This is a genomic window from Neobacillus niacini, from assembly GCF_000759675.1.
Taxonomy (GTDB): Bacteria; Bacillota; Bacilli; order Bacillales; family Cytobacillaceae; genus Neobacillus; species Neobacillus niacini_A.
Genome location: NZ_BAWM01000018.1, coordinates 53706 through 75091 on the forward strand (window position 1 = coordinate 53706; position 21386 = coordinate 75091).

The 21386-nt window shown below is 36.2% G+C and carries 26 protein-coding genes and 1 riboswitch; of the genes, 4 read left to right on the forward strand and 22 right to left on the reverse strand.

The window, feature by feature from the left end; all coding sequences use genetic code 11:
- Positions 1–3 precede the first annotated feature (3 nt).
- The 15 genes from rpsA to TR08_RS08475 all read right to left on the reverse strand — a co-directional run bounded on the left by rpsA (position 4) and on the right by TR08_RS08475 (position 13132).
- The gene (gene rpsA, locus TR08_RS08405; protein WP_045517350.1) at positions 4–1143 is read right to left on the reverse strand and encodes a 30S ribosomal protein S1; all 1140 of its coding nucleotides are present in this window, start codon (positions 1141–1143) and stop codon (positions 4–6) included.
- 127 nt (positions 1144–1270) lie between these two features.
- The gene (locus TR08_RS08410; RefSeq protein WP_045517352.1) at positions 1271–1852 is read right to left on the reverse strand and encodes a lysophospholipid acyltransferase family protein; all 582 of its coding nucleotides are present in this window, start codon (positions 1850–1852) and stop codon (positions 1271–1273) included.
- Positions 1853–1854: 2 nt separating this feature from the next.
- A complete protein-coding gene (gene cmk, locus TR08_RS08415; RefSeq protein ID WP_045517354.1) occupies positions 1855–2529 on the reverse strand; it encodes a (d)CMP kinase in 675 nt (224 codons plus the stop codon).
- Positions 2530–2684: 155 nt separating this feature from the next.
- Complete coding sequence (locus TR08_RS32450) at positions 2685–2861, reverse strand: YpfB family protein (protein WP_045517355.1); 177 nt, start codon at positions 2859–2861, stop codon at positions 2685–2687.
- Positions 2862–2926: 65 nt separating this feature from the next.
- Entirely contained in the window at positions 2927–4279 is a 1353-nt protein-coding gene (ypeB, locus tag TR08_RS08425; protein ID WP_045517357.1) for a germination protein YpeB, read from the reverse strand.
- 13 nt (positions 4280–4292) lie between these two features.
- Positions 4293–5201, reverse strand: coding sequence for a spore cortex-lytic enzyme (gene sleB, locus TR08_RS08430; RefSeq protein ID WP_045517359.1), 909 nt, complete (start codon positions 5199–5201; stop codon positions 4293–4295).
- Between the two features lie 89 nt (positions 5202–5290).
- Entirely contained in the window at positions 5291–5980 is a 690-nt protein-coding gene (gene prsW, locus TR08_RS08435) for a glutamic-type intramembrane protease PrsW (RefSeq protein ID WP_045517361.1), read from the reverse strand.
- 95 nt (positions 5981–6075) lie between these two features.
- Positions 6076–7032, reverse strand: a complete 957-nt coding sequence (locus TR08_RS08440) for an asparaginase (RefSeq protein ID WP_045517362.1) — start codon at positions 7030–7032, stop codon at positions 6076–6078.
- 5 nt (positions 7033–7037) lie between these two features.
- A complete protein-coding gene (locus tag TR08_RS08445; RefSeq protein WP_045517364.1) occupies positions 7038–8006 on the reverse strand; it encodes a YpdA family putative bacillithiol disulfide reductase in 969 nt (322 codons plus the stop codon).
- Positions 8007–8176: 170 nt separating this feature from the next.
- On the reverse strand, positions 8177–9454 hold the full coding sequence (locus TR08_RS08450; protein WP_045517365.1) for a Glu/Leu/Phe/Val family dehydrogenase: 1278 nt from the start codon (positions 9452–9454) through the stop codon (positions 8177–8179).
- Positions 9455–9670: 216 nt separating this feature from the next.
- The gene (locus TR08_RS08455) at positions 9671–10252 is read right to left on the reverse strand and encodes a genetic competence negative regulator (protein ID WP_045517366.1); all 582 of its coding nucleotides are present in this window, start codon (positions 10250–10252) and stop codon (positions 9671–9673) included.
- A gap of 71 nt (positions 10253–10323) precedes the next feature.
- A complete protein-coding gene (locus TR08_RS08460; protein ID WP_045517367.1) occupies positions 10324–11235 on the reverse strand; it encodes a MerR family transcriptional regulator in 912 nt (303 codons plus the stop codon).
- A 48-nt stretch (positions 11236–11283) separates the two neighbouring features.
- Positions 11284–12051 (reverse strand): metallophosphoesterase, encoded by a 768-nt coding sequence (locus TR08_RS08465; protein WP_045517368.1) that lies wholly within the window; start codon positions 12049–12051, stop codon positions 11284–11286.
- On the reverse strand, positions 12052–12441 hold the full coding sequence (locus TR08_RS08470; RefSeq protein ID WP_045517369.1) for a hypothetical protein: 390 nt from the start codon (positions 12439–12441) through the stop codon (positions 12052–12054).
- A 58-nt stretch (positions 12442–12499) separates the two neighbouring features.
- Entirely contained in the window at positions 12500–13132 is a 633-nt protein-coding gene (locus TR08_RS08475; RefSeq protein ID WP_045517370.1) for a CBS domain-containing protein, read from the reverse strand.
- A gap of 141 nt (positions 13133–13273) precedes the next feature.
- Here TR08_RS08475 and TR08_RS08480 point away from each other — a divergent pair, with 141 nt between their 5' ends.
- From TR08_RS08480 to TR08_RS08490, 3 genes are all read left to right on the forward strand, one after another.
- A complete protein-coding gene (locus tag TR08_RS08480; RefSeq protein WP_045517371.1) occupies positions 13274–13504 on the forward strand; it encodes a spore coat associated protein CotJA in 231 nt (76 codons plus the stop codon).
- Entirely contained in the window at positions 13501–13761 is a 261-nt protein-coding gene (locus TR08_RS08485) for a spore coat protein CotJB (protein WP_045517372.1), read from the forward strand. Before TR08_RS08480 ends, TR08_RS08485 begins: the two co-directional genes overlap by 4 nt.
- 184 nt (positions 13762–13945) lie before the next feature.
- Positions 13946–14515: a manganese catalase family protein gene (locus TR08_RS08490; RefSeq protein ID WP_045517373.1), complete on the forward strand. Its 570-nt coding sequence runs from the start codon at positions 13946–13948 to the stop codon at positions 14513–14515.
- Between the two features lie 30 nt (positions 14516–14545).
- Here TR08_RS08490 and TR08_RS08495 read toward each other — a convergent pair whose 3' ends face one another.
- From TR08_RS08495 to TR08_RS08515, 5 genes are all read right to left on the reverse strand, one after another.
- The gene (locus TR08_RS08495) at positions 14546–15001 is read right to left on the reverse strand and encodes a DUF2663 family protein (RefSeq protein WP_045517375.1); all 456 of its coding nucleotides are present in this window, start codon (positions 14999–15001) and stop codon (positions 14546–14548) included.
- 90 nt (positions 15002–15091) lie between these two features.
- Positions 15092–15754 (reverse strand): LysM peptidoglycan-binding domain-containing protein, encoded by a 663-nt coding sequence (locus TR08_RS08500; RefSeq protein ID WP_045517376.1) that lies wholly within the window; start codon positions 15752–15754, stop codon positions 15092–15094.
- On the reverse strand, positions 15747–16355 hold the full coding sequence (locus TR08_RS08505; RefSeq protein WP_045517377.1) for a CPBP family intramembrane glutamic endopeptidase: 609 nt from the start codon (positions 16353–16355) through the stop codon (positions 15747–15749). The genes TR08_RS08500 and TR08_RS08505 overlap by 8 nt, the downstream gene beginning before the upstream one ends.
- On the reverse strand, positions 16352–17860 hold the full coding sequence (locus TR08_RS08510; protein WP_045517378.1) for a RecQ family ATP-dependent DNA helicase: 1509 nt from the start codon (positions 17858–17860) through the stop codon (positions 16352–16354). Before TR08_RS08510 ends, TR08_RS08505 begins: the two co-directional genes overlap by 4 nt.
- Positions 17851–18897, reverse strand: a complete 1047-nt coding sequence (locus TR08_RS08515; protein WP_045517381.1) for a helix-turn-helix domain-containing protein — start codon at positions 18895–18897, stop codon at positions 17851–17853. The genes TR08_RS08510 and TR08_RS08515 overlap by 10 nt, the downstream gene beginning before the upstream one ends.
- 230 nt (positions 18898–19127) lie before the next feature.
- On the opposite strand from TR08_RS08515, the gene TR08_RS08520 reads away from it, so the two are divergent.
- Positions 19128–19376: a ferredoxin gene (locus tag TR08_RS08520; protein WP_045517382.1), complete on the forward strand. Its 249-nt coding sequence runs from the start codon at positions 19128–19130 to the stop codon at positions 19374–19376.
- A 111-nt stretch (positions 19377–19487) separates the two neighbouring features.
- Here TR08_RS08520 and TR08_RS08525 read toward each other — a convergent pair whose 3' ends face one another.
- Both TR08_RS08525 and TR08_RS08530 read right to left on the reverse strand, forming a co-directional pair.
- Positions 19488–20057, reverse strand: a complete 570-nt coding sequence (locus TR08_RS08525; protein WP_045517383.1) for an ECF transporter S component — start codon at positions 20055–20057, stop codon at positions 19488–19490.
- A gap of 162 nt (positions 20058–20219) precedes the next feature.
- A riboswitch (FMN riboswitch) is annotated at positions 20220–20351 on the reverse strand.
- 92 nt (positions 20352–20443) lie between these two features.
- Positions 20444–21166 (reverse strand): peptidoglycan DD-metalloendopeptidase family protein, encoded by a 723-nt coding sequence (locus tag TR08_RS08530; protein ID WP_045517385.1) that lies wholly within the window; start codon positions 21164–21166, stop codon positions 20444–20446.
- Positions 21167–21386: the final 220 nt, after the last annotated feature.

The window sequence follows — 21386 nt, forward strand, 5'->3', positions numbered from 1 at the left end:
CCATTATTTTCCCAGATTCTTTAATTTATCGCCAATCATTTCGCCAAGCTGAAATCCTTTAGATTCTTCAGGAAGTTCATAATCAAAGTTTTCTTCAACTTCTTTTTCAAGGAGATCTTTAATACTTAATGAAAGTCTTTGCTCTTGCTCGTTAGCGTCTAGCACTTTCACTTGAACCTCTTGGCCTTCTTTCAATACCTCATGTGGTGTACCAATATGCTTGTGAGCAATTTGTGAGATATGAACCAGACCTTCAACACCAGGAAAAACCTCTACAAACGCACCATAAGAAACTAATCTTTTGACTGTCCCAGTTAACGTGCTGCCCTTAGGTGCTTTTTCAGCTATACCAGACCATGGTCCTGGCTGTGTTTCTTTAATAGATAAAGAAATTCTTTCATTATCTCGATCCACATTAAGTACCTTAACTTTTACTATTTGACCCTCTTGTACTACATCTGATGGTTTTTCAATATGTTGATATGATAATTGAGAAATATGGACTAGACCGTCGATACCGCCAATATCAACAAATGCTCCAAAATCTGTAATCCTTTGTACAGTTCCATCAATAACTTGTCCAGGAGTAATCGTGCTAAGGAGATTTTTCTTATGTTTTCCCTTTTCTTCTTCAACTACTGCACGGTGAGATAGAATTAGACGATTTTTTTCTTTATCAAGTTCAACAATCTTAAAAGTAAGATTTTTACCTTTATAATCTGAAAAATCTTCGACAAAATGAGCTTCTACTAATGAAGCAGGGACAAAGCCTCGAACGCCAAGATCGACGACAAGACCACCCTTTACTACATCTTTTACTTCTGTTTCAAATACTTCGCCGCTATTGAAAAGATTTTCTAGGTTTACCCATGCCTTTTGGGCGTCTACTTTTCTTTTTGATAGAACAAGAACGTCTTCTTCTACTTTTAATACTTCTAAATCTAATTCATCGCCTTCGGAAACAACATCAGAGGCTTTTTCAACATGAAGGCTAGAAAGCTCACTTATTGGAATAATACCATCATGTTTACTATCCTGAATATTAACAATTACCTGTTTTTCTTCTACCTTAGTAACATGTCCAGTGACTTTATCACCAATGGTATAATTTTTAACTTCTACTTGGTTCATTTCTTCCGACATATGTATTCCTCCTTAATCCTATTACTACTAAATAAATTATATAATTTCTAAATGAAAACGAGAGAATATTCTAATAAAAGCTCTTTTTATTAACTTCTTACAAATAGCGGATTTTGTCAAGCAGAACCTATTGGTGCTCTTTAATAAGTTTATGGATTTCTGACATAATTAATTCAGTTACCTCTTCAGCAGAGGCTTTCTTACTTCTCATTTCTTCCATTGCAATCGGCTTTCCATAAACCACCTTTAACTTACCAAAACTTTTGTATGGTCCAATAATGGCGCAAGGCAACACATTGGCTTCTGTTCTTAGAGCGAAAAAACCCGCTCCCGAAAGCCCTTTTCCGATTTCACCCGTTTTACTTCTAGTCCCTTCAGGAAAAAGCCCGAAAACATTTCCTTCTTTTAATACCTTTAATCCAGCTCTTAATGCTTCCCGGTCTCCCATTCCTCTTTTTACTGGGAAAGCATTACACTTTCTAACGATATTACCCAAAACAGGAACTTTGAATATTTCTTCCTTAGCCATAAAGTGGACAGGTCTTGGAGCTGTAATACCAACGACTAATGGATCAAAATTATGAATATGATTGGTGCACAAGAGCACCCCTCCATCTTTAGGGAAATGCTCTAATCCAATTATTTCTATTCTGTACCATGGATTAATAACGCCAGCGACAACAGATCTGGCAAACGTATAAAACGTCACACTCATCCAACCCTTTCGTGCACGAGAGCCATTATTTTTTCTACTACTTCAGGGATATCCAAGGATGTTGTATCAATTTCAATTGCATCATCTGCTTTTTTTAATGGTGCAAATTCTCGTTCAGAATCAATTTTATCACGACATGCAATTTCTTCCTTTAATTGATCTAAGTTGGAAGGATATCCTTTTTGAAGATTTTCCGTATGGCGTCTAACTGCTCTTTCTTCAACACTCGCCAGTAAGAAAACTTTAACCTCCGCATTTGGAAGTACGTGCGTCCCTATATCCCTTCCATCCATTACAACCCCTCCATTTACTGCAAAGGATTGCTGCATTCGAACCATTTCTTCACGTACCTTTTGATGCTTGGCTACAATCGAAACAGAATTTGTTACTTCTGATGAACGAATCGTTTCTGTTACTTCTTGATTATCAAGAAAAACCAATTGACCTTTTGGTGAAGGGAATAGTTCTAATTTTGTTGATAATAGAGTGTCTAATAATGCATCTTCATCTTCTAAGTTAAGGTTGTTTTGAAGTGCTTTTAAAGTTAAGGCACGATACATTGCACCCGTATCAATATATATGTAGGATAACTTTTCTGCCACTAGTTTTGCTACTGTACTCTTGCCGGCTGCAGCAGGTCCGTCAATTGCGATTGATATTTTTTTTTCCATAGATCCTCCTAAGTTATTCATGTTCGTCTCGTACACCCTTATTCTATATTACCATAAGAAAGCGGAATGCCTCTTTTTTTCAACATTTTTATAATTGATTTTCTTATATACTGTTCCCACTTCGAGCATAAAAAAAAAGCAGGCATCCTGCTTTTTTAATCACTAAAGGTTTGTAGAATCTCAGTAAATGTATTCTCATTTACACCCTCATATTTTGTTAACTGCTCTAATTGTGGAAAAATATCTAATTGATGTAAAAATAGCTGTGCTAAAAAAAGAAACATAAATTGGATTATAATTACCTTTATTAATATTCTTTCTACAATTTTCATACCATCACTCCTAATTACCAATTACTACTATTATTGGAGTGATGGTATGGTTTTATTCTTAAACCTTAAATAACTTCGTTGTAAACTTCTTCTGCATTCTTTAACTTTTCTACTTCCTCCTCGGTACCATCTACTGCATTTATAAAGATTCTATAGGTGTCATTTTCGATGGTTCCTAAGAATTCATAGCACAAAACTTCCTTATTTAAATCATTAACGATAATCGCTTGTCTCTCTTCCATGACTTTAAAGTTAGGATTTACTTTTGCCCGGGCTTGTTCGCTGGTTAACACTGGTTTTTCAATTTCTCTTGTTTCATTTAATGATTTTAAATACTCCTCTGCGGAGAAACCAATGATATTTCCATTATCAAGAGCTACTTCTACTTTAATAGCCTCAGGATAAATTCTAATATTGTTCTCATTGGTGACAAAATTAAAGACTCCAGTGTTATCATATTGAGTACTTTCAAACAACTCTAGATTTTTATATCCATTTTCCTTTAGAAAAGCTGCAGCCTTTAGATTTGCATCATTTAAGCTATTTTTCTGCTCGTTTACTTCCCTGTAATTAATAAACCATATTGGAAAACCTGCTTTTTTCGTAATATCCATACTGCCTTCTTGACCAGTATCCTTATTTCTTATTGATACACTATAAAAACCATAATCTGAACCTTTACCACTCTCTGTTACTTTTACTTCTGCAGTCCCATCAAATTTCATATATTTTTTCGCAATGCTAGTGGCTTCTTTTTTAGAAATGGTCTTTCCTTTAATTTTCTTGAAATTTTCATCCTTCATTTGCATGTTCGTAAAGCTAGGACCAAAGTCGCTTTCATCATAGCCTGATACAGTTTTTTCAACTGTTTTAAACCCATCAATAATCGTATTGTCGGTTTGTTCTTTTCCTGAAGCCAACGCGAGTTCAACGTCCATCCAGCGCAGATTATTTTCCAATACCATATGCTGTACTTTACGCAGCTCACTCTGAATATCACCAGATTGCTTGTATAAAACCTTCAAAGTTTCATACTCCTCGTCTGATAAAGGTTCTTTTTCCAAATCTCTCACTGCTGTTTGATAACTAAACTTTCCAATTTGAGCCAAGAATTCCTCCGTTTTATTAAATGGGAGCAACGTTAGTGGCAGTTGCCCAACATCACTATGTGCTTCAGAGGTTAGTCGCCAAACTTCTACTAGTGAAGGGGACAAAGAATGCCTAGAATTCATTGCAAGAGTTGTTCCAATTTTATCGTTAAGCAAATCCATTTCATAGGTAAGATCATGAAAGGCACGTTGATAATTATTTTCAGCATTCAACAAAATCGCATTTTTTTCCCGGTGTTCTTGATAACCCCAGTAGGCTGTACCCGCAACACCTACTGCTAGAACACCTATAATTATTCCTCTTATCATTCTTTTCACCCCTCTATTCGCAAAAAATATGTTTCCCAATTCGTTTAATTTGTGGTCTTGACCAAATCCACTTACTTGTTGCAGTTGCTGGATTAAAATAATAAAGGGCTTCCCCAGTAGGATCGATACCATTCATTGCATCTAAAACCGCCTTTTTAGCTTGTTCGTTCGGTGTAAGCCAAATTTGGCCATCAGCGACGGCAGTAAAAGCACCCGGTTCGAAAATGACTCCTGAGACTGTGTTAGGGAACGAGGCACTATTTACCCTGTTTAGGATAACAGCTGCTACTGCCACTTGACCTGTATATGGTTCACCCCTTGCTTCGCCATAAACTGCATTAGCCATTAATTGTATATCATTACTAGAGAACCCTCCTGGAGTATTAGCCGCAGTTGGTTTATTTGGTGTAGCTTTTGGCGCCTCTTGATTTGGTGCAGCCGGTTTTGGATTAGCCGGTTTAGCTGGCGCTTTGGCTGCTGGTGCTTTGGCTGCCGGCTCTTTAGCAGCAGGTGCTTTGGGCTGCGGTGCACTCTGCTTTTTTTGGTCCACTCCACCGTAATGTGTAAATTTATTTCCCTTATTGATTTGCTCCTTTACAAATTGTTTATTATATTTACTTGCTTTGACTAATTTTGCCTTCGTATCCGTACCTGCAAGGCCATCAATGGGTAATCCAAACTCATATTGAAAATTCCTTAATGCCCAGTATGTGCTCCAACCGAACACTCCATCAATTTTCTTATTGTAAAATCCCAAATACTGAAGTCTAGATTGAAGCTCGATGACATCATCTCCAACCGCACCTTGTTGAATAACCTGATTTGAGAATGCAAATGCCTTGTTTGTCTCTAGAAACGTAAATGGCATTATACAAAGGGAGATTAAGATTGGAACAGTAAATTTAACAATTTTCTTCTTCATGGTAATGTAACCCCCAGTTGTAAATCTTTTTAGATGTAAGCCTATTTTTTGTCTTAATGGCAAATTTATTCAAAAAAAATCCCCTTCATTTAAGAATGAAAGGAATTTTGAGTTGAATATTGTTTTTTCTTATGGTTAGTCGTTAATATTCTCGCAATCTTAACCTTCCTTAATCCAAACCACCAAAGAAAGATCATAAAAGGTAAAATAATATATAACCAGTTTTCTTGTGAGATTAAAATGTAATCATAAAATCCATGAAGAATGAATGGCAAAAGCAAGGAGATTATTACCCATTTTGCCTTTTTTCCTTCAGTAAATTTTGCTTTACCTATATAAAATCCCATAATAACACCGAATAGAGCATGACTAGATACAGGAAGCAGTGCCCTTGACATCGCATGTTCAATTCCATTGGCAATCAAATAAAAAATATTTTCAACAGTGGCAAAACCAAGTGATACTGCCACACCATATACAATACCATCGAATGGCTCATCAAACTCAACGTGCTGGTAAATAGCATAGAAAAGGATAAACCATTTGAAAAATTCTTCGAGAAGGCTCGAGGAAAGGAATGCTTCAATTAATCCAGATTTGATTATATTCTCCGTATGAAGTACATGCTGAATAAACATAATTGGAAACACCAGCAGAGCACCAAACATGAATGTTCTTAAAACTACGGATATTGGCTCTGACTCATATTCATCTTTTAAATAAAAATAGCTTAATAAGGCCAGTCCGGGGGCAATACCGGCTGATAATATTCCCAGCATGGTTAATCCTCATTTCAAATCAATTCGTTACCTTAATCCTAACATGATATTGTCATTAATTAAATGAAAGATTATATCCATTTTTCATATGCCCGTTAAAAATTAATTTTCTCTAGTCCGCTTGCAAGTGCTACTGCTAATTTAATTCTAGCTTTTTTGGAGTCATTATCACTGCCAAGGATGACACCTTTATTGCATAGGTCATAGGCACTGCCTATATAATCATAAGTTGTATAAACAGAACCTTCTTCTGCACTAGTTGTGATTACCAAGACAATTCCCTCTGAAAGTGATTTTTCTATTTCTTCCATCATTTGTGGAGCCACTTGACCACGTCCAACACCTTCAAGGATAATTCCTTTTACCCCTGATTCTCTCGCAGCCTTAATAAATTTGCCATCAGCACCAATATAACATTTTATGATATCTACTTGAGGAACAGGTGAATGTATAGCAAAATACTCCCGCTTTATTGGCTTTTGAAAGATATGTACAACATCATTATCGATAATTCCCAGATAGCCGAATCCAAAAACGTTAAATCCCTGAATATTAGAGGCGTGTTCTTTTTTTACATACCGGGCAGCAAATATTCGTTCATTGAACACGACAACTGCACCTGCATTCAGTAAATCAATTGAACAGGCTGAATAAATAGCGTGCCTTAGATTAATGAAGACATCACTTCCTAAATCCTCTGGAGAGCGTTGTGAGCCAGTTATTACGACTGGTCGCGGATCCTTGATCGTTAAATCAAGAAAATATGCGGTTTCCTCCATGGTGTCTGTACCGTGAGTTACGACAACTCCAGAAACCTCTTCATCCTCATAATACTTTTCAATTTTATTTTTTAATTCAACTAAATCTTCAAAAGTAATATGAATGCTTGCTTTTTGAAATACTGATTCAACAATGACTTCAATGTCTTTTGGAAGATTACACATCGCTGCAAGCTCTTCCCCTGTTAATTCTCCCGAAGCTAATTTCCCTGAATCCTTATTGGGTTTACTGGCAATGGTTCCTCCAGTTGTTAATAATACAACCTTTTTCATAAATATTATTTACCCCTTTTTTCTTTGATTGATTGAGCAATAAGACTGCCATGGAACCTGCCGTTTTCAATAAATATCTCGTTAGCATTATTACCCGCCGCGATGACCCCTGCAATATAAACGCCCTCTATATTCGTCTCCATTGAGTCTGGAATAAAGAGAGGTCTTCCCGTTTCTTCGTCAATGTTTATCCCTATATTTTTCAGGAATTGATGGTCAGGTCGATAGCCTGTCATCGCAAACACAAAATCATTATAAAGAGTCTTCTCTTCTCCATCCCTTTTATACCGTACCTGATCTTCCGTTATTTCTAAAAGATGTGAATTAAATTCCATCGTAATGGTACCGTTTCGTACTAATGCCTCAAATTCCGGAAGAATCCAGGGTTTGATGCTAGGAGAATATTCTTTCCCTCGGTATAAAACAGTTACTCTAGCCCCCGCCTTAACGAGTTCAATGGCTGCATCGACGCTAGAATTCTTTCCACCTATTACACATACATCCTTATCAAAATACGGATGTGCCTCTTTAAAATAATGCGACACCTTCGGCAAATTTTCCCCGGGGACATCCATATAATTTGGATGATCATAATATCCTGTAGCAATTACAACAAACTGACTTTGGTATGTCTGTCTATTGGTAATTACTTGAAAACCTTTTACTTCTTTATCAACCTTCGATACTTTTTCAAAAGAGTTTACACGAAGTTGTTTCCTCTTAACAACATCCCGATAATAGACGAGAGCTTGATTTCTTTTTGGTTTATAGCTTTCAGTTATGAATGGAACATCACCGATTTCTAGCTTTTCACTTGTACTAAAAAAAGTTTGATGGGTGGGGTAATGGTAGATAGCATTCACAACATTTCCTTTTTCAATAATGAGAGGATTAAGCCCAATTTCTTTAAATGCGATAGCAGCAGCTAAACCACATGGTCCCCCTCCGATGATAATAATATCTTCTAATTGCAAATTGATCACCTCAATTTATTATTCCAAAGGCTGTGTTAATTTATCTGTTGATTTCCGCTCCAATCAACAGAGTGTGCAAAATCAACAATTAGCTCTAACACAGCCATTCAAAAAAACTCCTACCGTCATATGATAGGAGTTTTTCTATTTTGTTTCAATAGTAATTCTTTTTAAATCCAGCCTCTGAATCGGCTTGCTTCGGCCATTTTTCTTACACCAACCATATAAGCTGATAGTCGCATATCTACACGGCGAGTTTGTGATGTTTCATAAATATTGTTAAATGATTTTACCATTACTTTTTCGAGTTTTTCTTCTACTTCCTCTTCAGACCAGTAATAGCCTTGGTTATTTTGAACCCATTCAAAGTATGAAACAGTAACTCCGCCAGCAGATGCAAGTACATCCGGAACAAGTAAAATACCACGCTCTGTTAATATTTCAGTTGCCTCAAGTGTTGTCGGGCCGTTAGCAGCCTCTACCACAATTCCCGCACGAATATTATGAGCATTTTCAGCTGTAATTTGATTTTCTATCGCAGCAGGTACGAGAATGTCGCACTCTAGTTCTAAAAGTTCCTTATTTGAGATCGTGTTATTAAATAATTTCGTAACCGTACCAAAACTATCACGACGATCTAAAAGATAGTCAATATCAAGTCCATCTGGATCATATAAAGCACCATAAGCATCGGAAATACCTACTACCTTAGCCCCAGCATCATGCATGAATTTAGATAAATAGCTTCCTGCATTACCAAAGCCTTGAATAACAACCCTTGCACCCTCAATTTGTATTCCTTTTCTTTTTGCTGCTTCACGAATACATATAGTTACTCCCTTAGCAGTAGCAGATTCACGACCGTGAGAACCACCAAGAACAAGAGGCTTACCAGTAATAAAACCAGGAGAGTTAAATTCATCTATACGACTATACTCGTCCATCATCCAAGCCATAATTTGAGAATTTGTAAAAACATCCGGTGCTGGAATATCTTTTGTTGGGCCAACAATTTGACTGATTGCTCGTACATACCCACGACTTAATCTTTCAAGCTCTCTAAATGACATATCACGTGGGTCACAAATGATTCCGCCTTTTCCGCCGCCATATGGAAGGTCAACAATTCCACATTTTAAGCTCATCCAAATGGAAAGAGCCTTTACTTCGGTTTCCGATACATTGGGATGAAACCTGATCCCACCCTTAGTTGGACCGACTGCGTCATTGTGCTGTGCACGGTAACCGGTAAATATCTTTATTGATCCGTCATCCATTCTTACTGGAATTTTCACTGTCATCATACGTAACGGCTCTTTTAAGAGCTCATATACCTCTTCAGGATAACCTAACTTTTCAAGAGCTTTATGTATAACTGTCTGTGTTGAAGTTAATACATTATTTTCTTCCTCTTGATTAGTTTTTTCATTACTTTTTTCGGCTACCATCTGTAAACCTCCTAGAAAATCACTTTAACAAATGTTGTCGCTTTCAGACACAAGTATACACGTTTAATGGATTTATGCAAGATGAAAAATGCACTTTTCACTATTTTTGAGTTATTTCCTGTAAACGCTATCATCCTATTTAAAAAAGGGGATTTACAAAAAAAAACAAAAAGGAGTGCTAGACTCCTTTTTTACATTTCCTCAAAGTATTAGAATCTATTTAAAATATTTTAGAATGGTTTCCACCGCATTATTTTCAATAATTTGGTTGCCATATTCCTCAAGCACATGAGTACTAAGAATGGATGGATTTCCATATTCGGATAAAAATGCTGCAATTATTTCTACTATGGAAGCATCTATGTTATTCATATTTAAGTAATATCGATTGTTATATGAATATAAACTGCCGCCGCTAACGTGAATTGAAAACAGCCTGTGAGAAAGAGCGATAATATCTTCTATGCTTTCGAATTGATAAAGCAGGTTGTCACAGCCTTCAACCCTTACTTGCATCTCTACAAATCCATCAAATAAAACTTCTTCTTCCTCAATATTTTCGTCAACAGTAATAATCATAATCATTCCTTGAGCCTGCAAGGAGAAAATTTCAACTGCAACAGAACCCTGAATCTCAACATCAAATTCCGCGCTTGCCTCATCCAGCATGTCGTGGAAAAGTTGATGCCATTTTATTGAATCTTTCCAAATATCATCTTTGGAAAGTCCCCTTTCCATTAAATCATCAGAGGTTAAAAAAATTTTAATCTTATTGAATGTTAAGCGTTCTAAGCGCATGCTCTTTTGCCCCCTGCCGTGACATAACTCTTATCCCTAGTGTATGTCAATGGCGTTGGTTGGTGCTTTGTCTAAAATACCATCCCTTCCAATAGCCACATTTCCCACTCCTTTATTGTTTGTCCAAAAATGAAGGTGGAGTAATGTTCCTTATCAGAGGGATTCATTTTAGTTATAGCCTGACCACCAAGTCCGATGGTAAGGTCTCTGTGGTACATGGATAAGTGATTAACGAGCGAAAGTGCTTCAGTTAAATCTTCCTTCACTTCACATGAGATGATGACTAAATCGGGATGAATGATGTCCATTATTTGATTAATGTCATTATCAGAACTATATGTACCTATATTTATTACTTCTATACCACGTTTTCTTAAATAAAAAGAGAACAATAGTAACTCAGCATCATCTCCATCTTGCGAGCAGGTGATACATACAGCTTTGTCAAGATGAGTATTGGCAGGAAAACTGTGAATAATGGTGGTAATCCGTGATTTTAAGAGTGATGAAGAATAATGCTTTTGAGCATGTACTATTTTTCCAGCTTTAAAAGAATCCTCTATTTTCTTAAGAACCCGATAAAAAATATCAACGATTACTTTTTCCATTGTGAAGATACTAAACATTGTATCGATTACTTCGTTTATCCTCTCATGCTCAAAGTGGATTAAGGCTTCATACAGATTGTCTGTTAAACTAATTAAGGGATTATCCTGCTTCAGGTTTAATGCTTCTGAATCCATTTGCGAATGATTATGCCCCATTAAGGAAATCGCCTGACTGATGGTAAACCCTTGATCAACCTTCTTTATTAACCACTTTAAAATTTTTATATGTTCTTCTGTATATAAACGATGTCCTGCGTCATTTCTAACCGGTGCAATCATTTGATAACGCCTTTCCCATGCTCTTAGCGTTCCAGGCTGAATGCCCAGCATTAATGCAACAGCTTTAATATTATACTTTCCTTCTTGGTCCGCCATCCTAATTCCTCCGATATTCAACCCAAACCATTCCTGAAAAGATTATAACTAACCATTCTTAATGGTAATTAAATGGCACTGTGCAGGAGCACCTAATCGTAATGGAACTCCTGTTGTCCCATAGCCATTACTAATTAAAACAATAGTATTTTCTAACCTTTCCACTTTCCCTTTTTCAAATGGACTGTAACCAAAAATATGTATCTGTCCACCATGAGTATGACCACTTAACACAAGTCTTATATTATGTTCAGGCAATATTTTGTCAGTGATATTTGGGTAGTGGCTAGCCAATATTTTAAAGCTTTTATCTTCAGCATCTAACAATGCCAAGTCCAATCTGTCACGACCTCGACCTACTTCATCCACACCAAGCAAAGATAATTTATCTCCATTCTCAGATTCGAAGGTAGCTGCAGTATTATCTAAAACTTTAACTCCATAATCCAAAAGAATGGCATCTAATTTACGAAAATCGGTTTCATAATCATTATTGCCCCAAACAAAATATACTGGACCTGCCTGTTTTAATTTCTCAAGGTTTTTCTTAACCCTTTCAAAAGGAACACTCTTCTCAGTCAAATCCCCGCCAATTATTACAATATCCGTTTTCCCGTTAACTGCATTGATAATATCATCCGAAATAAGGCGCTTATGTATATCTGAGATAAAAAATATCGATACCGATCCGAAAGACTTTGGAAAATCTTCAAAGATCATTTCATGTAGGACCACGTGATTTAGGAACGCTTCTTTTATCATAAATAAGATTAGGGCAATTCCCAGAATTAGAAGTAAAACAAGAATAATAATCATTCATTTCCCCTTTTCCATTCTAAAATGTTCTACGGAAATCATACCATAAAGGGAACTAAAACTAAAAAGGACAAGTGTTTGCTGCCAACCCATTTTAAAAAGGAAGAAGTAAATGAAAATCAAGCCAGAATACCCGAGCAAAATCGAATAAGACCAAGAATGCTTTTTCTTAATTGCTTTGATAGTAAGCTGCAACATATCTCGAATTAATTGAGCATTAAAAACGAACCCAATGAAGAATGCTACGGAAGCAGCAAAGAATTCCAAAGGCATGATAATCGGCCTAACTAGAAAATCATCAAGACGAAATGGATGTTGAATAGGAAACCATTGAATATGTAAATAGCCACTAAGAAAAATGATAATAAGCTTCCACAATACCTTCAGCATAAAAAATCCCTCCCATACATTGTATGAGAAGGACCCTTATTCTTTCCGTATAAATTGACTAGTCTTCCTGAATACTTAAAATGCGGAATCCTTGCTCTTCAAGCTTCTTTGTAAACCGATCAATATTATCTTTCTTTTCAACCTTCATGACAATTCTCCGAACTAATTTATCAGTCTCATCAAACGTTACGAGCGAAATAATATGTTCATGGAAGTGGTGGGCAATTTCAGAAAGTCGAGCGATACGACCTTCTGTTTCTACAGATGTAAAGGCAATCCTTACCCCAGGACGCTTTACACCAAAAGCGCTCTGAAATGTGGAGAGTACATCCGAGCGTGTAACAACTCCTAGGAATTTACGATTGGAATCAACTACCGCTAACAACGGAAAGTCTTTTAAGTCAAGTAGTGTCTTTTCAAAAACTTCCTCACCCAATAAATACTTCTCTTGATGTGTAGCGATATCTTTAACTGTGATAGCTTTTAAATATTCATCTTTCTGTTTTCCAGATAAAAAGTAGTTCTCATAAATATTGTAACGAGTAACAACTCCTATATATTTTTCACCTTGTAACACTGGAACACCATCAATTTGATGAGTCTCCAATTGTTCTAATGCAGCACCCAATGTCGTGTTTTCCTGTACTGTCACACAGGCATGATTTGGAATCATCATATTTTTTACAAACACTATCCATCACCTCAATGTAATAATCCTACCTTCCTATTATACTTCAACAAAACATTGAAATATCCTTTATATTTCAGTTTTATGTCATGAAATTTGAGAATTTTCATATTTATTAATGATGTTTACCAAGGGAGGGAGATAATGTTTACTCTTTATAAAACATATTGTCCGATTGTTGGTCCGTTTGACCCCTGTAACCCAATCCTAGAAAAAACGTATTCTACTCCACCGAATCTATATATCGGATTTCAACCACCAAACCTTCCACAATTTACACCACTTGAAGCACTAAGAGCAGGAACATTATGGAAACCATTTTACGACCCCTACTACAACCCATTTGAGGAAGCTAAAGGGGGGCTTCCACGATGAAACAAATTCCACCAGAATATTATCAAATGATGGAACAGCTGCAAGCGGTTGACTTTGTCTTAGTCGAATTAACACTGTATTTAGACACACATCCTAACGATCTTGAAGCTATTAAACAATTCAATCATTATGCAAAAGAAAGGAAAACCTTAAAAAAAGCATTTGAAAGTCAATTCGGTCCCCTCATGCAGTATGGTAACAGCTATTCTGGACACCCTTGGAATTGGAATGAACCTCCATGGCCTTGGCAAGTATAAAAGCGGAAGCGACTTGTCCAAGGAAAAAAGCAGTTCATTTTTTCCCAGGAACGACAGGCATAAGACGAGCCGGCATGAAGGTTGCGCTTTAACCTACATGACGGATTGGCTTATTACCCCGAGTTCCTAGGGGCTGAACTGGATATTAAACTAATTTTATAAGCTGAGGGAGGGAAATGTGTAAATGTGGATATACGAAAAGAAGCTTCAATATCCGGTCCGTGTAAGTACTTGTAATCCAATGTTGGCTAGATATTTAGTTGAGCAATACGGAGGTGCAGACGGTGAACTATCTGCTGCTCTACGATATCTAAATCAAAGATATTCCATACCTGATAAAGTAATTGGATTATTAACGGATATTGGTACGGAGGAATTTGCACACCTCGAAATGATTGCAACGATGATTTATAAACTAACAAAGGATGCCACTCCAGAAATGATGAAAGCAGCAGGATTAGGAGATCACTATGCGATTCATGATAACGCCCTATATTATGCAAATTCATCTGGGGTACCTTGGACAGCTTCTTATATACAAGCAAAGGGTGACCCCATTGCCGACCTCTACGAAGATATAGCAGCTGAAGAAAAGGCAAGAGCAACTTATCAATGGATTATTAATCTCAGTGATGACCCGGATTTAAATGATGGTTTAAGATTCCTTCGTCAACGCGAAATCATCCATTCACAACGCTTCCGCGAAGCAGTAGAAATATTAAAAGATGAGCAGGGAAAGAAAAAATTTTTTTGATGTCAGAAAGAAGCAGACCGGGGCTGCTTCTTATTTTTTTTCGTGATAAAGATTAATGTCATACGTTTTTTTCATTACCTCAAAATCAATATGACGATTTTTCCAATGTTCTTCCTTTTTCCATAAATCCTTACTGCGATTGACTATTTCACACCTTAATTCTTGGTATTCTTTTTCCTTCTTATCTTTTTGCTGTCTTAATACATTCATCGCTCCATATAGGATTGCTGTAATTGCCAACAAAGCGATATTAATGGCGTCACTAACAGAAGCTGAAAACATAGCAAAGAAAGAATAAGAGTATTGTTTAGCAATCATAAAATAGAAATAACTAAAAAATAGGAATGCAAAAAGCAGCATAGAATAAATAGTTAAATAATGCCATCTTTTGGCTGTATCAAACTTAATTTTTCTTTTTCGTACATTTTCTAGCATTTGTTTTGTTGCTTCATCAGTATGCTCAAGTGAACGAATTGGTTTTTCCATACTATCAACACCTCATTATCATAAATATGAACTTGTCCGATAAATTATGAAAGATTACAAAAAAAAAAAAACCGATCAGTAAATGATCGGTTACTTATTTAATGGAATTTTTAAGACTTGACCTAGATAAATTTCATTACCCTTAATGTTGTTGGCCTTTCGGATGATATCCTCTCCAGCCTTTGAATGATAATATTTCAATGCAATTCGATAAAGATTTTCTCCTGATTTAACGGTATGATAGATGACTTGAGGGGCCGCTGGTTCAGATGAGGTACTTACATTTTTATCAGTGCCTTGCCCGCTAATATTACTTGGTTCAGAAGCTTGACCTTCAATTGGAGTATCCGGGCTAATAGACTGCCCGACTTCGATAGCCTCTTCACCCTTCTCCACTGAAGCAATTTCTTTTTCCTCTACTTTGGTTTCAACGTTACTTTCTGTTTCTGTTTTCTCAAAGTTAATAACTTCATATCCTGAAGATTCACCTGTGACTTTCTCAGTCTTTTGGTTTTTTCCCTCCTCAAGATAGGAATACGCACTAAAAATAACGATAGGAAGAAGAATAAAAAATAAAACCAATATACGAATAATAGGATACTTTAATTTCCATTTCGTTTTCTTTCTTTTCTCCCTATGAATCTGTTCTCTAGGAGGTAATTTGTCACGAACTTCGGATGATTCTTCATTAATTTTTTCAATTCGCTGCTTAAGTCGTTCCGCTTGGCTTCTAAAAGGTTCTTCTTTATTCATGAAGCAGCCCCTCCTGTTCATCGACATCTATGGTGTGTCTATATTTAAGATAAAGCCCTAATAAAAAATCTATTGTAAAGTGCATGATCATTGTCAAAGCTAAATTGTTACTCCATTCATAGACGGAGCCTATTAAAAAACTAAGGATTACAATATTAGAAAATAAAAACCAATTAAAAAGGTATCGATAATGTATGATGGCAAAAATAAGGCTTGCAATAATAAGTCCAACCTTTGTTTGGATGACTCCACGGAAAAGTAATTCCTCACTGAATGCTACAAATGCAGCAATCCATGCTATGTGAATGACACTTCTATTTTTAAAAATTCTTTCGTTCAAACCGCCATCGTCGTAAAAAGACTGCGGAAGTAATTTCATTAATATTATATCTACTATGACTACAGTTGCACCTGCAGGAACACCAATCAACAAAACTCTCACATCAGAAAAATCAATAGTCTGCAAAAATGAAAAATGGTCAAACAAAAGAATACCTAAAACTAAAGTAATAACAAGCAGTATGACTTGGGTCATGTATAAATGGGAGAGTAATTCTCTATCAGTTAACCCTTTTATTAATTCATTATATTTATTTTTCATTCACTCAACTCACTATTTAGTAGAATATTTGCTAAATAATCCTTCCACATTCCTTCACTAGCCGGATAGACTTGGTTACTTTCAGTTGCTTGATATTGATCTATCTGAATACCGCAGACATCGCAACAATTCTTTACATTTCCCTTAACATCCTCTTCATCAAAATAATCTAGAATTAAATCTCTTCTACATGATTTTGACTTAATCCACTTTTTCAAATAATGAATACTTACCTTCTTTACCTTTAATCTTTCATTTACAAATTCCTTTAAGCTATGTTTTAACTGTTCATTATTGGAAAAGTCTAGGGTCTTTTTGATAAAGTCCTGAATAATCCGCCACTGAACCTCTGTAAAACCCCCATCCTCTCTTAAATGTTGATTCACCTCGAGAAAATGATCATTAAGTATTTCTTTCTGTGGAAAACATGAAAATAGCCAATCTATTTGCAGCTCTGATGGTAATTCGCTTTCGGCTAGTTGTACAGGAAGCTGCTCATCCCCCGGTGAATATAATAATATTGCAATACTATCATCGCCATCACGTCCTGCTCTGCCAATCTCCTGAAGGTACGATTCGATTTGCATTGGCATATGGTAATGAATGATAAATCGAATATTTTCCTTATTAACTCCCATACCAAAAGCACTTGTTGCACAAATCACATCGAGTTGTCCGTGAATAAATTGTTGTTGGATTAAGATTCTTTGTTCCTGGTCTAAACCACCATGATAGGCCATGGCTCTGCTTATTCCCTTTTCAGCTAATAAAGATGCTGTTTGTTCAGCGATCTTCTTGCTCGAAAAGTAAATAATTCCCGGCTTCTGAAGCAGTTTAACTAATTCTATCAAACGAGATTGTTTATCTTGATAGTTAGGTACATCTTCAACATAAAAAGCAATATTAGGCCGGTCTATCGTTGATTCGATCTTGTTATATTTCTGTAAATCAAGAGATTGAATAATATCGTCTCTAACCTTTTTAGTTGCGGTTGCTGTTAAAGCGAGGGTTAGGGGATTCCCTAGTTTTTTCCGGTATTCTCCTAACTTTGAATATTCCGGGCGAAAGTCGTAGCCCCACTGCGAAATACAATGTGCCTCATCTACTACAAATAATGAAACAGTAAGAGCTCGCAGCTTGTTAATAATAATAGGCAGGCTTAGCATTTCTGGTGAGACAAAAATATATTTGTATTTTGTTAAATTACGTAATACGTAGCCTCTCTTTTCATGATCAAGAAAAGAGTTCAACGCAATAACCCGTTTCTCACCAAACTTCATTAATTGTTCCACCTGATCCTGCATAAGAGATAACAGGGGAGAAATAATTAAGATTTGCCCATCTAGGCAATATCCCGGAAGTTGGTAGCATAAAGATTTACCAGTGCCTGTTGGAAGCATTGCAATAGTATGGTTCCCACCCAGCAGTGACGATATCACTTCTTTTTGTCCCGTTTTAAAGGTTTGATATCCAAAATACTTATTCAAAAGTTTTTCTAATTCCATTGTCTATCACCATACTTTGCGAGAACGAGCCTTATTTGAAAATAGGAAGCTGTTTTTAAAGTGTTCCTAATTACTTTAAGCTGCCTTGTACCTTCTTGCCTTGAAATTTCTAAAATCTTCTGCTGGACTACCTCTTCTACAAACGTATTAATAGGAAAGTCTTTAACATTTAATGCAAACTCTACTAGATGGTCTTCAATTGTACTTGATTTTAAATTTCGAATCCTTGCTATTTCCTCCGGGGTAAAGCCTTGATTTAAAAGTACCCAGGTTTTACGAGAAGATAGAGTTAACGAATCCTTTTGTTCTATATTTACAAGCAGCGATGATAACACCTTAAAGCGAGAAGGAGCACTTTCAACAAATTCAATCAAACAATGAAGTATATTGATAAATTCGAGATAATATTGTATTGAATCTATATTCAATTTTTTTGCAGTTTGGGAAGAAGTCAATCCAATTTGCTTATATCCCGTTAACCGGAAAACTAGTACTGCGGGATTAATATCCTTTGCCTTTTCAAGACAATCCACTAATTCCGAAAAAAGGATTTTTCCTAGCTTTTGCTTAGGTATAGAGGAAGACTTTAGAAAATCCTTTAACCAGTTATGAACTTCAGTATTTTTTTGAATTGGAATATATTTCGTTTCTTGGAATGTAAAATTCGAAGTTACTTGTACTAAAAGCGAGAGTCTTTCCCACACTAATAATGTAAAGGGTTGATATCTCCATCCATTCACATAACAGGTCGGCGCATTATTTATTAAGTAATCTTGCCCAGCTGAAGTAAGTAGATACCTTTGTTCTCCACATGCTTCAATCAGTTTTTTTTCGAGTAAGCGATTGAAAATCTCATCAAAAGACTCACGCGTTAAAGGCTCAAGAATTCGGAAATACTTCTTAAGTGAAAATAAATGGGCGTCTTGAAGAGTTTGTGATGATTTTTTTCCATTTAGAAGGTGATAGATGGAGTAAATTGTTCTTTCACCATTTAATTGTTTTAAACAATATAACAAAATGTTTTCTATTTCACACATTCCATTCCACCACTTTTTGCTTATAATCGACAAAATTACCTATTTTTCTATCCCTATTCTATCATGAAACAGACATTCGTGTTGTTAAAAATGTGGAAGATTAGGGAATCCAAATTCTATAGAGCATTTTTCTATTGAAAAGTTACTCATACAGTTTTACAATAGGAATGAGTAATGCGTTTCCATTTTATATGGATTAGTAAGTTATTTTATTGGGAGGTTTTTTTTTCATGGCAAAGTTTACGATTGTTGACAAAGAAACTTGCATTGCATGTGGAGCATGTGGGGCAGCAGCACCAGACATTTATGATTATGATGACGAAGGCATTGCATTTGTAACTCTTGACGATAATGAGGGTATCGTTGAAATCCCTGATGTTTTAATTGATGACATGATGGATGCTTTCGAAGGCTGTCCTACAGATTCAATTAAAGTTGCTGACGAAGCATTTGATGGCAATCCAACTAAATTCGAATAATATTTTGTCATTAAAATATTGTTAAGCTGCTACCCCCGCCAACTCAGGCGGGGGTTATTTATTCTCTTGAAATAAAAAGAAATCAGGCAATTACCTGATTTCTAAATAATTTTATGCACTTTTTACAATTGTCAATTTATTTATCCATGACTGCATTCTGATGAATAGCAGCATAAATATTGAAGACATCATTATGCCTTTTATAATATTGAATGGTAAGATAGCCGGTACTACATAGTTACGCATGTCAGGAAACTTTAACAGAGATGTGTAAGCCGGTAAAATAAACAGGTAATTTAATATGCTCATCATTACCGCCATAAAAACGGTTCCGACTATGAGTGCCAGTGTCATTCCTTTTCTTGTTCTCATTTTGTTATATACATAATAAGTAGGCAATACAAACAGCATACCAGCTAAAAAATTTGCAATATGCCCAACCGGAATTCCAGTTGCACTTCCAGTGGCAATATAATTAAGTGCATTTTTGAAAAACGCGACTAATATACCCGCAACAGGTCCAAAAATTAAAGCTGCGATTAATGCTGGGATATCGCTAAAATCAATAAATAAGAAATTTGGAAATAGCGGAAGCGGGAAACTAATCATCATTAATAGATATGCGATACTGCTAAGCATTCCAATTGATACAATTGCTTTGGCACTCATTTTTTTCTTCATTTTCCTCTCTCCTTTTTGATCCATCAAGTTAGGAAGAGAGGTTCAGCAGCGATAAGGTGTCCTAGTAAAATAAAAAACCCCAAGAAAATTTTCTTGAGGGAGTTTACAAAGGCACTCTTAATAAACGTTCAATGTACCAGCGTTTTTTGAACGTCGCAGAACCTCCATCTTCTCCCATCCAGACTATACTGTCGGCTTTGGAATCGCACCAAATCCTGCCATAACGGCTCGCGGGCTCAGAGAATTACTCTCCATACCGCCGATCGGGAATTTCACCCTGCCCCGAAGATAGATCGATATTTAATTTCCATTTTATTATACTAATAAAAATAATTTTTGAAAAGAAAAAAGCACTAACCCCGTTTAGATGGTTAGCGCATTGTACATTATTTATGGATGACTAAAATTTGTTCTGGCATGATAAGATCAGACTTTAATTGATTGACTTCCTTTAGTTTTTCTACTGTAAGATTGCTTTTCTTTGCAATCGAAGTTAAGGTGTCTCCTGCTTGTACAATATAATGGTCTCCGTCACCTTTTACATTTGTACTAGCCACTAGACTTTCAGTGGTACTGCCCATTCCACCCTTAACAGCAACGCCTACTTCAGCATTGCCGAGCAGTCTTTCTGGATCAACTGCATTTTTCTTATCAAATGTCCATTCTATTTGATGGCTCTCAAAGTGGAGATGAACACCTGTTGATTCGCCCGTTCTTCCCATTGTCCCAATTCTATCACCTTGTTTAATCTCCTGTCCCTCATTTACAAGTCGATTATTTAGGTGTGCATATACGGTAACAAAATTATTTGGATGCTTAATAAAAATTACATTCCCATAAGTCTTCGAATAATAGGATTTCCCTACTACTCCATCCTCCACAGCGACTATAGGAGAATTAATGCTCCCAGCTATATCTATTCCCTTATGTGTTCCATATCTTGTCCCATATGTATCAGATATGACACCATCCGTGGGCCATATCCATCCAGCTTTTATTTCTTTTGAATCCTGCATACTCGCTTCGGTCTGTTTTCCTCCTAAAAATAATAAACTGACACAAAGCGCCATAATTGCGGCGATTAATAGCCGCCTTATGTAGTCTCGCATTTGATTGTTTTCCTCCTTAATCTTGTCCTCTCCTCCACAAACCATATGTTTACCTATTGATGTTTAGAACTATAGTTTGGTCAGAGCGGTTGAGCATACTTGTTATAATTTGGAGAGAAATGGATTTTTATTCATAAAAAATAGAAAAGTGTAAGGCGCCTCCTCGTAAAAGCTAACGCTTTTCCTTCGTGCGAGGTTTCACTTCCGAAGCTTACTCTTT

Coding starts and splice junctions, on each gene's coding strand:
- sleB (WP_045517359.1), bottom strand. CDS start 5,201: ATGAAGAAGAAAATTGTTAAATTTACTGTTCCAATCTTAATCTCCCTT.
- TR08_RS32450 (WP_045517355.1), bottom strand. CDS start 2,861: ATGAAAATTGTAGAAAGAATATTAATAAAGGTAATTATAATCCAATTT.
- TR08_RS08465 (WP_045517368.1), bottom strand. CDS start 12,051: ATGATTATTATTCTTGTTTTACTTCTAATTCTGGGAATTGCCCTAATC.
- TR08_RS08450 (WP_045517365.1), bottom strand. CDS start 9,454: ATGGTAGCCGAAAAAAGTAATGAAAAAACTAATCAAGAGGAAGAAAAT.
- TR08_RS08515 (WP_045517381.1), bottom strand. CDS start 18,897: ATGTGTGAAATAGAAAACATTTTGTTATATTGTTTAAAACAATTAAAT.
- prsW (WP_045517361.1), bottom strand. CDS start 5,980: ATGCTGGGAATATTATCAGCCGGTATTGCCCCCGGACTGGCCTTATTA.
- TR08_RS08525 (WP_045517383.1), bottom strand. CDS start 20,057: ATGAAGAAAAAAATGAGTGCCAAAGCAATTGTATCAATTGGAATGCTT.
- TR08_RS08500 (WP_045517376.1), bottom strand. CDS start 15,754: ATGAATAAAGAAGAACCTTTTAGAAGCCAAGCGGAACGACTTAAGCAG.
- TR08_RS08495 (WP_045517375.1), bottom strand. CDS start 15,001: ATGGAAAAACCAATTCGTTCACTTGAGCATACTGATGAAGCAACAAAA.
- TR08_RS08480 (WP_045517371.1), top strand. CDS start 13,274: ATGTTTACTCTTTATAAAACATATTGTCCGATTGTTGGTCCGTTTGAC.
- TR08_RS08490 (WP_045517373.1), top strand. CDS start 13,946: ATGTGGATATACGAAAAGAAGCTTCAATATCCGGTCCGTGTAAGTACT.
- TR08_RS08505 (WP_045517377.1), bottom strand. CDS start 16,355: ATGAAAAATAAATATAATGAATTAATAAAAGGGTTAACTGATAGAGAA.
- rpsA (WP_045517350.1), bottom strand. CDS start 1,143: ATGTCGGAAGAAATGAACCAAGTAGAAGTTAAAAATTATACCATTGGT.
- TR08_RS08455 (WP_045517366.1), bottom strand. CDS start 10,252: ATGCGCTTAGAACGCTTAACATTCAATAAGATTAAAATTTTTTTAACC.
- TR08_RS08470 (WP_045517369.1), bottom strand. CDS start 12,441: ATGCTGAAGGTATTGTGGAAGCTTATTATCATTTTTCTTAGTGGCTAT.
- ypeB (WP_045517357.1), bottom strand. CDS start 4,279: ATGATAAGAGGAATAATTATAGGTGTTCTAGCAGTAGGTGTTGCGGGT.
- TR08_RS08485 (WP_045517372.1), top strand. CDS start 13,501: ATGAAACAAATTCCACCAGAATATTATCAAATGATGGAACAGCTGCAA.
- TR08_RS08520 (WP_045517382.1), top strand. CDS start 19,128: ATGGCAAAGTTTACGATTGTTGACAAAGAAACTTGCATTGCATGTGGA.
- TR08_RS08460 (WP_045517367.1), bottom strand. CDS start 11,235: ATGGCGGACCAAGAAGGAAAGTATAATATTAAAGCTGTTGCATTAATG.
- cmk (WP_045517354.1), bottom strand. CDS start 2,529: ATGGAAAAAAAAATATCAATCGCAATTGACGGACCTGCTGCAGCCGGC.
- TR08_RS08440 (WP_045517362.1), bottom strand. CDS start 7,032: ATGAAAAAGGTTGTATTATTAACAACTGGAGGAACCATTGCCAGTAAA.
- TR08_RS08530 (WP_045517385.1), bottom strand. CDS start 21,166: ATGCGAGACTACATAAGGCGGCTATTAATCGCCGCAATTATGGCGCTT.
- TR08_RS08510 (WP_045517378.1), bottom strand. CDS start 17,860: ATGGAATTAGAAAAACTTTTGAATAAGTATTTTGGATATCAAACCTTT.